The sequence below is a fragment of the Microvirga brassicacearum genome (genome assembly GCF_008757455.1).
Classification (GTDB): domain Bacteria; phylum Pseudomonadota; class Alphaproteobacteria; order Rhizobiales; family Beijerinckiaceae; genus Microvirga; species Microvirga brassicacearum.
In genome coordinates this window covers 71,361-83,187 of sequence record NZ_VCMV01000025.1, presented here as the reverse complement: position 1 = coordinate 83,187, position 11,827 = coordinate 71,361, and the positions used below count along the sequence as shown (strand labels likewise).

Annotated in this window: 9 protein-coding genes; 4 read left to right on the top strand and 5 right to left on the bottom strand. The window is 61.0% G+C overall.

What is annotated here, in order from left to right; genetic code table 11:
• Positions 1-179 precede the first annotated feature (179 nt).
• The 3 genes from ssb (at position 180) to FEZ63_RS16165 (ending at position 4,627) form a co-directional block, all read left to right on the top strand.
• A complete protein-coding gene (gene ssb, locus FEZ63_RS16175) occupies positions 180-698 on the top strand; it encodes a single-stranded DNA-binding protein (RefSeq protein WP_150946319.1) in 519 nt (172 codons plus the stop codon).
• Between the two features lie 150 nt (positions 699-848).
• A complete protein-coding gene (locus tag FEZ63_RS16170; RefSeq protein ID WP_150946317.1) occupies positions 849-3,158 on the top strand; it encodes an acyl-CoA dehydrogenase in 2,310 nt (769 codons plus the stop codon).
• A gap of 53 nt (positions 3,159-3,211) precedes the next feature.
• Positions 3,212-4,627, top strand: coding sequence for a metallophosphoesterase (locus FEZ63_RS16165; protein ID WP_150946315.1), 1,416 nt, complete (start codon positions 3,212-3,214; stop codon positions 4,625-4,627).
• A 33-nt stretch (positions 4,628-4,660) separates the two neighbouring features.
• Here the strand turns inward: FEZ63_RS16165 and FEZ63_RS16160 are convergent, their stop codons facing one another.
• The 4 genes from FEZ63_RS16160 to FEZ63_RS16145 form a co-directional block, all read right to left on the bottom strand.
• Positions 4,661-6,355, bottom strand: a complete 1,695-nt coding sequence (locus FEZ63_RS16160; RefSeq protein WP_150946313.1) for a putative 2-aminoethylphosphonate ABC transporter permease subunit — start codon at positions 6,353-6,355, stop codon at positions 4,661-4,663.
• A complete protein-coding gene (locus FEZ63_RS16155; RefSeq protein ID WP_150946311.1) occupies positions 6,352-7,500 on the bottom strand; it encodes a putative 2-aminoethylphosphonate ABC transporter ATP-binding protein in 1,149 nt (382 codons plus the stop codon). The genes FEZ63_RS16160 and FEZ63_RS16155 overlap by 4 nt, the downstream gene beginning before the upstream one ends.
• Positions 7,501-7,540: 40 nt before the next feature.
• Positions 7,541-8,545, bottom strand: coding sequence for a putative 2-aminoethylphosphonate ABC transporter substrate-binding protein (locus tag FEZ63_RS16150; protein ID WP_244622828.1), 1,005 nt, complete (start codon positions 8,543-8,545; stop codon positions 7,541-7,543).
• A 236-nt stretch (positions 8,546-8,781) separates the two neighbouring features.
• Positions 8,782-9,636, bottom strand: coding sequence for an EamA family transporter (locus tag FEZ63_RS16145; RefSeq protein WP_150946307.1), 855 nt, complete (start codon positions 9,634-9,636; stop codon positions 8,782-8,784).
• 175 nt (positions 9,637-9,811) lie between these two features.
• On the opposite strand from FEZ63_RS16145, the gene FEZ63_RS16140 reads away from it, so the two are divergent.
• On the top strand, positions 9,812-10,324 hold the full coding sequence (locus FEZ63_RS16140; RefSeq protein ID WP_150946305.1) for an RNA pyrophosphohydrolase: 513 nt from the start codon (positions 9,812-9,814) through the stop codon (positions 10,322-10,324).
• A gap of 48 nt (positions 10,325-10,372) precedes the next feature.
• Here FEZ63_RS16140 and phnY read toward each other — a convergent pair whose 3' ends face one another.
• A complete protein-coding gene (phnY, locus tag FEZ63_RS16135; RefSeq protein ID WP_150946303.1) occupies positions 10,373-11,824 on the bottom strand; it encodes a phosphonoacetaldehyde dehydrogenase in 1,452 nt (483 codons plus the stop codon).
• Between the last annotated feature and the right edge of the window lie 3 nt (positions 11,825-11,827).

Genomic DNA, 11,827 nt, shown 5'->3' with positions numbered 1-11,827 from the left:
ATATAGCAGAACGCCGCCGAACGCCAAAAGTCCCGGCCCCGGCTCGCCCCAGATGTGGGGTCTCGAACCTTCACAACGAGGGGCGCGGTCTTTTTTTATCTCGATAAGAGATTGCTATCCGATTAGAACAAAACTAGAACATTAGTAGCCAACATATGCCAAGGACGAGGAGTTTTTCGATGGCTGGCAGCGTGAACAAGGTGATTCTGGTCGGCAATCTCGGACGCGATCCTGAAGTCCGGCGGCTTGGCTCGGGGGAGCCTGTGGTCAGCTTACGGATTGCCACCTCCGAGAGCTGGAAAGATAAAAATTCCGGCGAGCGCAAGGAAAAGACCGAGTGGCATTCCGTCGTGATCTTCAACGAGAACCTCGCCAAGGTGGCTGAGAACTATCTCAAGAAAGGCTCGAAGGTTTATCTCGAGGGACAACTCCAGACCCGGAAATGGCAGGATCAATCGGGGCAGGAGAAATACACCACCGAAATCGTCCTCCAGCGTTTCCGGGGAGAACTGACGATCCTCGACAGCCGGGGCGGGGCCGGTGTCGACCAGGGCGATCAGCAGGGCGCCGACGGACAGGCCCGGGAAGGCGATTTTGGCAACGTCTCGCCGATGCAACGGCGCTCCGCTCCCGCGTTGGTGGGTGCCGGCGGCAGTGGCTCGCGCTACAGCCAGATCGACGACGACATTCCGTTTTGATCTGCTCCGGAAGCGCCTCCCCCACAGGAACGGTTTGCGGGAGACGACGTTAAGGAGCAAGCTGGGCCATACGGGGACTCCGTCGAACGGACGCCATTCTGCGCGCCATCTCGATGGCGGCTCGCAAGATGGAAGTGAGTTCGACGCGCGATGACAGACAGTGAGAGTTTCCGCTTCAACCGCCTCACCCGGCCAGCCTTCCGCTTCGCCAAAAACGCGATGCCCAGCATGTCGGCGACCGAGAGCGAAGCGATCGAAGCCGGCGACGTGTGGTGGGACGCGGAACTGTTCACCGGCAATCCCGATTGGAGCAAATTGCTCGCCACGCCGCCGGCGCGCCTGTCACCCGAGGAAGAAGCGTTCCTCGCAGGCCCGGTCGAGACCCTCTGTGCCATGCTCGATGATTGGCGCACCACCTGGACCGACCGTGATCTTTCGCCTGAAGCGTGGGCGTTTCTCAAGGCCAATCGGTTTTTCGGAATGATCATTCCCAAGGCCTTCGGCGGCCTCGGTTTCTCGGCTTATGCCCATTCGGAAGTGGTGCGGAAAATTTCCACGCGCTCCGTGGCGGCCGCTGTCGTCACCATGGTGCCGAACTCGCTCGGACCGGGTGAACTCCTCATGCAGTTCGGCACCGATGCCCAGCGCGATTACTGGTTGCCGCGCCTTGCCGACGGTCGCGAGATCCCCTGCTTCGGGCTGACCAGCCCCGAGGCCGGGTCGGATGCCGCCGCCATGTCCGATACCGGCATCGTCTGCCGTGGCACGCATGAGGGGCAAGAGGTGCTCGGCATCCGCCTCAACTGGCACAAGCGCTATATCACGCTCGGGCCCATCGCCAGCGTTCTCGGACTTGCGTTCAAGCTCTACGACCCCGAACGCCTGCTCGGCGGCGAAGAGGACATCGGCATCACCGTGGCGCTGGTGCGAACCGATGCGCCCGGCGTCGAGATCGGCCGACGGCACATCCCCTGCCTCCAGATGTTCCAGAACGGACCGAATCGCGGTCGCGACGTTTTCATTCCGCTCGACGATGTGATCGGCGGCCGCGAGCGTGTCGGCCAGGGTTGGCGCATGCTGATGAGCGCCCTTGCGGCCGGCCGTGGAATCTCGCTGCCGTCGTTATCCGCCGCGGGCGCATCCTTCGCCGCTCACGTGACGGGCGCTTATGCCCGCATTCGCGAACAGTTTCACGTGCCGATTGGAAAATTCGAGGGTGTGCAGGAAAAACTCGCGCGCATCGCCGGCATCGCTTACCTGCTCGATGGTGCGCGGCGACTGACCTGCGCCGGTCTCGATCAGGGCCACCATCCCGCGGTGATCTCCGGCATCATGAAATTGCAGGGGACCGAGCGCATGCGCATCGCGCTCAACGATGCCATGGATGTTCACGCGGGCAAGGCGGTCATCGACGGCCCGCACAACTACATCGGCAATCTCTACCGCGCGATTCCCGTCGGCATCACGGTCGAGGGTGCCAATATTCTCACGCGCGGCCTCATCATTTTCGGCCAGGGCTCCATCCGCAGCCACCCCTATCTGTTGAAGGAAATTCGCGCGCTCGGCATCCAGGATGACGAGGCTGGCCTCGTCGAATTCGACCACCATTTCTGGCCGCATGTGGGCCATGCGATCAAGACGCTTTTTCGCGCATGGGGCCGCAACTGGACCGGCGGGCTGTTCGCGCCGGCACCGCGCGCCGGCGCGGCAACCGGGTTCTACAGGCAACTCAGCCGATATTCGGCAGGCTTTGCGCTCGCCGCCGATTTTGCATTTCTCACCATGGGTGGCGCGTTGAAGCGCAAGGAACTGATCTCGGCCCGCTTCGGCGACATTCTGTCCGAGCTTTACCTGCTCTCGGCTGCGCTCAAGCGCTGGGAGGACGAGCAGCGCCAACAGGAAGACCTGCCTCTCCTGCGCTATTGCATGGAGAGCGGCTTTCAAACCATCGAAAAAAGTTTCGCCGAGATTTTCGCCAACCTCCCCAACCGCCCTGTCGCCTGGTTGCTGAAGTTCCTCATCCAACCGTTGGGTGCCCGCGCGCTCGGCCCGTCCGACGTCTTGATGACCCAATGCGCCAACATCGTCACCGAACCTTCCGCTGCCCGCAATCGTCTGACGGCAGGGCTCTATCATGGCGGCGGCGACGAGGGACTTGCCCGGCTGGAGCGTGCTTTCACATGGGTGACGCAGACCGAAGTGATCCGCGACAAGCTGAAACAATCCGGCGAACGCGATTGGCGCAAGGCGCGCGAAAGCGGCCTTATCTCGCACGATGACGCCTATCGCCTCGAAGAAACGGAGAAAGCGGTCGCAGCCGCAATCGAGGTAGATGACTTCGCTCCCGAGGAGTTGGCGCCCGACAGGCTGGCTTCATCACCCGCGGGCGAAGGCATCTCGCCGCAACGACCGGGATCTCATCTCGATCTTGCCGGGGAGTCGAATCAGAATCCTGAGTGAGAGAGGTGGCTTGCCTTCGCAATATCGGTAAGGTTTGCGCGGGGGTGAATTTCATGGCTCGCAACTTTTTTCACGCGCAAGGGCTTCTACTTTTTGTGTTGATTGGGCTTGTCGGTCCCATCTCGGCGCGCGCCGCTGAGCCGGCCCGCACATTCGCCGTGATCTCCGATATCCATTTCAACCCGTTCGCCGTGCCCGAACTTGCGCCTCGGCTTTCCAACGCCGCGCCGAAAGAGTGGCCCGCCATCTTCGCCTCCGTGACGAAGCAAGCCTTCGCCCGCCGCGGCGAGGATACGAACCAGCCGCTCCTTTCCTCTGCCCTCGCGGCGCTTTCCGAACAGGCGGCAAACGCCGATCTCGTCATGGTACCGGGCGATCTCCTGGTGCATCGCTTCGAGGAGGTCGCCGCCCAGGCGCTCGGCACCTCGCTGACATCTGACGTCATGCGGTCGCTCGCAATCAAGACCGAGATCTATGTCGCGGACGCCCTGCGCGCTGCGCTGCCGGGGCGGGCGATCCTCGTTGCGCTAGGCAACAACGATTCGGAATGCGGCGATTACCAAATCGAGCCGGGCGGTGCCTTCCTCTCCTCCTCGCGCGAGACCGTGCGTGATCTCGCGGGACCGGATCTCCTGACGCCGGAATTCGACGAGACCTACCGGGCCGGCGGATACTACGCGGCGCGTCATCCAACGTTCGCCGGCACAACGATCCTTGTTGTCAATGACGTGCTGTGGTCGAGCAATTATCGCGATGCCTGCGGCACCGGCGGGATCGCTGCCGCGGAGGCGATGATGAGTTGGGTCGAGCGGCAACTGACGGAGGCTCGCGCGGCTGGGCGGCAGGTCTGGCTCGTCCACCACATTCCTGTCGGCATCGACTCCTACACGACGCAACACGCCGCAGCCGCCGTGAGCTGCCCGGCGCGGGCAGCGCCGTTTCTCAAGGAGCCCTTCGCGTCCCGTTTCGTGATGCTGATGCGCGAATACGCCGCCACCATCCAGGCGAGTTTTGCCGGCCACACGCATCAGGACGGTTATCGGCTCGTGATGGCGGACAACAATGCCGTCGGCGTCGAGAAGATTGCACCGTCGGTCAGCCCGGTCTTCGGCAACAACCCCGGTTTTCATGTATTCGAATACGACCGGCAGACCGGCCAGCCGAAGGACTTCTCGACTTGGTACCTCGCCAATCTGGAACTGGCCTCAACCACGATCCCAGGCGAGTGGCGGCGCGAGTACGTCTTTACCGAAGCTTACGGCCAAGGCGCATATTCGGCGACCGCCGTGAACAAGATCGCCGAGACCATGGGTCAATCAGGGATGGCAGGCGACCAGACGCGCAACATTTTTCGTCGGCTTTATCCGGTAAGTCACGGAGAGATCGACGCTCGCGCGCTGCCGGCTTATGTCTGCGCGTTTGGAAATCTCGATCTCTCGTCGTTCAACGCTTGTTATTGCGGCAAGTGACGCGCGAAGCCGGGACTACGCTTCGTGCCCGCTTCATCGACGGCGCCAGCTCTGGAAACGGTCAAAGATAAAGCGCGTCGCCAGAATATGAAGCATCCGCACCATGATGGCCGTTGCCATGATGGCCGTCGCCATTGCGGCTGCGGCGGCGCCCGCTCCCGCTTCGTCCATATGCACGATGGCAATCGACGCGAGCTTGCTGTTGGACCCATAAAGGAAGATGACTGCCGACACCGTGGTCAGCGCGTTCACGAACATGTAGACGGCGATGTCGAGGATTGTCGGGGCGCAAATCGGCACTGTCACGCGGCTGAAGGTGCGCCAGAAGGGGACTCTCAAGGAAGCCGAGACCGCCTCGAACTCGCCATCGATCTGCTTCAGCGCCGTGGTCGCCGTAATGTGCGAGACCGTGTAGAAATGCGCCAGTGTGTTGATCACCAGAATTGTCAGCGTCCCGTAGAGAAACGACAACGGATTCCACGACGCGTTATAGAAGAAGACATAACCCAGTCCGAGAACGAGGCCGGGAACCGCCATCGGCAACATGGCGAGGAACTGAGCGACGGCGCGCCCGAGCGGGAACGCATGCGTCTTTTCCAGGAGATAGGCGCCGGAGAAGACCAGGGCGGTTCCCACCACTGACACCGCCGCTGCCATTTTCAACGAGTTGAAATAGGGGTCCCATCCGCTGGGCTCCACATTGGAGAAGACGTAGTTGTTCAGCGTAAATGACAGGTTGTACGGCCAGTATTGAATAAACGACGCCCACACAGCGACCCCGTAAGTGGCAACGATGGCACCACCGATGAGGATGCAGAATATCATGTAGAATGTGTCGAGCGCTCGATTGAGGGCAGGCTCATAGGGCACCGCGCGGGCGGACAACAATGCCACCTGACGGCGCCTGGCAATGCGATCCACTACAAACGCCACGGCTGCCGGAACGAGGAGAATCATGCCGACGACGGCGCCCATCGAAAAATTCTGCTGCCCCACCACTTGCCGATAGGCGTCCGTCGCGAGCACATTGAATTGCCCGCCGATCACCTTCGGCACACCGAAATCGGTGATTACAAGGGTGAAAACCACGAACGTCGCGTTGATGACGCCGAAACGCGCGCCCGGCAGCGTGATCGTCCAGAAGACGCGCTGTTTTGTGGTTCCCAATGCTGCCGCCGCCTCATAGAGGCGCCCATCCGCCAGCGAAAGGGCCGTCACGAGGATCAGCAGCGCATGCGGAAACGTGGATAACACCTCGCCCATGATGATGCCGATGGGTCCGTAGACGCTGTTTCCCATGAGCAGATAACTCAGGAATCCCTGGTTTCCAAAAATGTAGACGAGCGAAATCGCCGCCAGCAGCGAGGGGGCAAAAATCGGCAGCAACGCCGCGGCATAGAACAAGCCTCGGCCACGCATCCGCGTTCGCGTGAGAGCATACGCGTAGGCAAACGCCAGCGGAACGACGATCGCCGTCGACAGGAATGCCACCATGAGAGAATTCAAGAGAGAGACGAAGAGAGTGGGCGTCGTGAAATACGTCAGGTAGTTGGCAAACCCCACATAAGCGCCGTCCGCATCCTCGAAGCTCTTCGACAGGAGCGCCCAGAGCGGAAGCGCGATGATCAGGATCAGGATCAGGCAGAGCGCGCCGATGAGCACTGCCGCCACCTGTTTCTCGCTGATCGCCCGCTCGGATGCGGCAGGAAGAGAGAGCCCGATGGTCATGCGTGCATCTCGCGTGAATCGTGTGGGAAAATGCGAAGCGCTTCCGGAGGGAATGCCACAAGGCGTGTCTGCCCCACGCATATGCCGAGGTCGCGCATGGCGTTGGTGGAGAAATCGACGGCGATCATGGTTCCGGGTGAATCGACCGGATTGAGCGTCGCACGGCAGAACGCACCCAGGAAGGAGAGGCTCTCGACCCGCGCCTCGAACGCGTTCGTGGTCGAACTGTCGATGCTGCGAGTTCTGACCTCCTCCGGCCGCATGGCGAGCTTGACGGTCGTCCCCGGCGCGAAACCGCGTGAATTCGCCACCGCGAGCACAAGCGATCCCACTCCGACGCGGCCGTGTTCCAGCACGGTTGCGTCGAGAAATGTCATATGGCCCACAAAATCGGAAACGAAGGCCGTCTCCGGTTTGCAATAAATGACTTCCGGCCCGCCGATCTGTTCGATGCTGCCATTGTTCATGACCACGATGCGATCGGCCATCGCGAGCGCCTCTTCCTGATCGTGCGTCACCATGATGGTGGTCACGCCCAGTCGTTTCTGAAGCGAACGAATTTCGGCCCGCAATCGAATTCTGACCTTGGCGTCGAGGGCCGACAATGGCTCGTCGAGAAGCAGCAGGCCGGGCGAGGTCGCAAGTGCGCGTGCGAGGGCCACACGCTGCTGCTGGCCTCCCGAAAGCTGTCCCGGATATTTGTCGCCCTGGTCAGGCAATCCGACAAGCGAGAGCAGCTCCTGAACGCGGCTGCGAATATCGGCTCGCGACCATTTCAGGTTGACGAGGCCGTAGGCGACATTGCGATCGACGGTGAGGTTTGGAAACAGCGCATAGGATTGAAAGACGATACCGAAATCCCGCTGCGCTGGTTCCGCATGCGAGACGTCGCGGCCGTTGATATGGATCGATCCCTCGTTCTGTAGGTCGAGCCCCGCAATAGCGCGCAGGAGCGTGGTCTTGCCGCATCCGGAAGGGCCAAGGAAGCAGACGAACTCACCCTTGGGGATTTCGAGATTGATCCGGTTCAGCGCCGTAAAGGCGCCGAACCGCTTCGTCAGGTTCTCGATCTTCAGGTAAGCGGAGGGCGCGGCCGCTCCGGAAACCGGCGCGCCCTCCAGCAATGGAACACTGATGTGATTCATCAACACGGATTCCTTCACAAGCATGTCCTTGGACCGCACTTCAGTTCTTGGGAGCAGCCTTCGACTCGTAGCGCTTCGACCATTCTGCAAGAATGCGGTCGCGGTTGGCCGCCATCCAACTGAGGTCGTTCTTGATCATGCCCTTCTCGGCGTTGGCGGGGTAGTTCGGAGGTGTATTTTGGACCCCGGGATATCCAACGATCGCGTATGTCTTCGAGTAGAGTTCGCTTGCGGCTTTCGTGGCGCCCCAATCAGCGACTTTCTTGGCAACGTCGAGGTTCTTCGTCCCCTTGACGATCGCCGTCGCTTCCATTTCCCAACCGGTGCCTTCCTTCGGGATGATGACATCAAGTGGCGCACCCTTGCTCTTCTCCGATGCGCCGCGCATGTCGAGAGCCAGACCCACGACCCGCTCGCCCTTGGCGGCCTGCACGCATGGGGCCGATCCGGAATGCAAATAGGCCGCGATATTGTTGTGCAGGCCATCCATGAACTTCCAGCCCGCTTCCTCGCCCATGCCCTGCAGCCAGCCTGCGACCATCAGGTAGCCTGTGCCTGACGACGCCGGATGGGGCATCACGACCTTGCCGCTCAGGGCAGGATTCAGGAGGTCGTTCCAGGAGGCCGGCGCTGCCATTTTGATCTTGGCCGCTTCGGCCGTATTGAAGCAGACAACGCCGAGATACGCATCCATGCCGGTCCAGGTGTAAGGATCCTTCGGGTCACGGAAGACTTCCTTCAACTGTTCGGCGCCTTTCGGCTTGTACTCTTGCAAGAGGCCGGCGGTTTCGAACATGAGCAGGCTGGAGGCAGCAAGACCCATCACCATATCGGCGCGCGGATTATCTTTTTCCGCGAGAAACCGCGCGGTGATCACGCCCGTGGAGTCACGCACCCACGCAATGTCCGCCTCGGGGACCGCGGCTTCGATGGCCTGCTTGAAGGGTCCGAGCTGGTCGTTTTCCAGGGCCGTATAGACGCTAAGCTTCGTCTTCTGCTGAGCAATCGCCGCCTGGCTGAAACCAAGGCCTATCGCGACGCTCATTCCAGCTGCAATCCAAGTTTTCATTTGCCGATCCCCTTGTTGTTGTCTTGACTTTCACACTACACGACGCTCCGAATGCTTACGCAAGAGAAATATATGCGTAGTTCTCTCGATCCTGACTGATATTGCGCCAATCTGGCGCTCACAACCTGAGCATCGAAAAGAACTTTAATGTCATTCGCTTCGTCCGCGAGCCGCCCGCATAGCGCTCTTATGCGAACGACTCATGACAACTTTCATTGCACGCGGATCAAAACCAATCCGAGGCAGATAAAGCCTGCCGCCATCGCGCGCTGAGGGCGCATCGGCTCCTTCAAAATGATGTGCGCGATGAGCGCAGCGAACAGGACGCTGGATTCGCGCAAAGCGGCGACAATCGCGATCGGCGCGACAGTCATGGCCCAGATGGCAATCCAGTATGATCCAAGCGACATCGCGCCGCCGATCGCCGCGGGGCCGGCTTTGTGAAAGAGCGGAGCAATTCCCCGAGTGCCCTGCCGCCAAAGCGCGAACAGCAGCAGCGGAATTCCATCGATGACGAAGAGCGCGGCCGAATAGGCGTGAGGGTCGCCCGCCACCCGCGCGCCGATCCCATCGACCAGCGTGTAGCCGCAGATGATCGCAGCCGTCAGCAGCGAGAGCGCGATGGTGCGCAGATCGAGCGCCTTGTCGCGCCCCGAAAAGGACATCAGCACGACCCCGCCTGCAAGAGACAGAATGCCGAACGCGCCTTGCACCGTGATCGGCTCGTGCAGGAGAAGCAAAGCGCCGGCCGTGGTCAGAAGCGGCGCGCCGCCCCGGGCGATGGGATACACCTGGCTCATATCCGCATAGCGGTAGGCCTCGGTCAGAGCGATGTAGTAGCCCAGATGCAGAACGATCGAACCCATGAGCCAACGCCAGGATTCCAGGCGTGGAAAACCGAACAGCACGAGCAGCGGGACCGCGATGATCCCCGCAAGCGTAGTGATCCGCGTCATGGCAAAAAACGGATCGCCCTTCATCTTCAAGGTGGCGTTCCAACCCGCATGCATCGCCGCAGCGCTCAGAACGGCACCGAAAACCATGGGATCGATCGCGCCGGAACTCATATGATGCCTTACCACTCCGGCCTATCGACGCTGCGTCGCCCTGGAAATCGACAAGCCGCGGCAAGTTCGCCATATATGCTCGAACGAACCGGGTTTGCCGGCACACCATCCGCAACTTTTCATCGATGAGATGGCTCAGCAATACCCTGTCGGCAGGAAGTGACGGAAAACAGCGATGAGCGTGAGCGCCCTTCCCTATCGGCACAATGTGGGCATCGCCCTCTTCAACGCGGAAGGGCGCGTGCTGATCGCGCGCCGCATCGGGGATGATGGTCCGGAGATCATCAGCCCCGGCCACGCCTGGCAAATGCCGCAGGGCGGCATCGATCCGGACGAGGACCCGGAAGCTGCGGCGCGACGTGAATTGTGGGAAGAAACGAACGTGACCACTGCGCGTGTCATGGGCTGCACGAATGCGTGGATGCATTACGACTTTCCCGCCTATACCGGCCCGCCGCACAGGCTTTCCACCTTCAAGGGTCAGCAGCAAATCTGGTACGCCCTGCGATTTCTCGGAGAGGACAGCGAGATCGACGTCACGCGTACGCATAATGGGGCCGAGCCGGAATTCGACGCCTGGCGATGGGAACCTCTCGACGCGGTGATCGATCTGGTCGTCCCCTTCAAGCGGGACATCTATCGGTCCGTCGCGGCGGCCTTCCAGCGCTTCGCACAGGCGGATGCCTGAAGCCGTCAGGCGGGAGAGGTCGGTCGCCATCCCCGATCCAGCCATGGGTCAGCCACCCCACGGCATGGAGAACGTGCGGACGTTCGTGAAGCTTTTCATCGCCTCCCAAACGCCTTCCTTGTAGCCATTTCCCGAATCCTTGATGCCGCCAAACGGCGACATCTCGATGCGATACCCGGGCACTTCCCAGATATTTACGGTGCCCACATCGAGCTCGTTGATGAAACGCGTGATATAGTCGAAGCGGTTGGTGCAAACTCCCGACGAGAGGCCGAAAGCCGTCGCGTTGGAAATACGGATGACCTGATCGATGTCGTCGGGTACGCGAATGATGGGAATAACGGGGCCGAAGGTTTCCTCGCGCACGAGTTCGGCATCATACGGAATGTGATCGACGACCGTCGGCGGATAAAGGGCGCCAGTCCTGTTATTGCCGTGCAGAAGCCGCGCACCCGCCGCCACCGCATCGTTGACGCGCCGTTCGAAACTCTTGGCCGCGCCCTCATGAATGACCGTGCCCACATCGACCGTCGGATCCATGGGGTCGCCGCATTTCAGCTTTTTGGCCTTGGCGAGGACGAGTTCCGAGAACTCATCCGCAACACTCTCCACCACCAGGATGCGCTTGACCGCCGTGCAACGTTGCCCTGAATTTTTGGTGGCCCCCTGCACCGCGAGTTCCGCTGCCTTATCGAGGTCCGCGTCTTCCATCACGATGAGCGGGTCGTTGCCACCGAGTTCAAGAACAAAGCGCTTGTAGCCGGCGATGGATGCAATGTGCTTTCCCACGCGTACCGAGCCGGTGAACGTGATGAGGTCGGCATCCGGATCGGTGATCATTGAATCGCCCATGGATGCGGGATTCCCCGTCACCACGGACAGCATCTCGGGCGGCAAGCCTGCTTCATATAGCACGTCGGCCAGCTTCAACGCTGTCAGCGGGGTCAATTCGGTCGGTTTCAGCACGAGGCGATTGTTGGTCGCGATCGCCGGGGCGAGTTTATGCGACACCATGTTGAGTGGATGGTTGAAGGGCGTGATCGCCGAGATGACGCCCATCAGAGGCATGCGCTGGGTGAAGATCTTGCGCTGCTTGCCATTCGGACTGATGTCGCAGGAGAACGTTTCGCCGTCGTCGCGAATGGAGAGCTGCCCGGCAAACGACCACACGTCATAGGCGCGGCTCGCCTCGTAGAGCGAGTCTTTCCAGCACAAACCGCTTTCGGCCGTGATGAGACGCGCAAACTCTTCCCGACGATCGCGCAGGATCTCGGCCGTGCGCATGAGAATCTGCTGCCGCTCATAACGGGTGAGCTTGGGCTTGAACGCGCGCGCTTTCGCGAAGGCTTCCCGGACATGTTCCGGGCGCGCGGACGGGACCGTGCCGACAACCTGGTTGTTATAGGGGTTCAGCACCTCCACGACTTCATCGGTCGCCACGGCCTTGCCGGCGATGCGCATCGTCTCGCGGTAGATCGGGTCTCTCGTGGCGATGTTCATCGA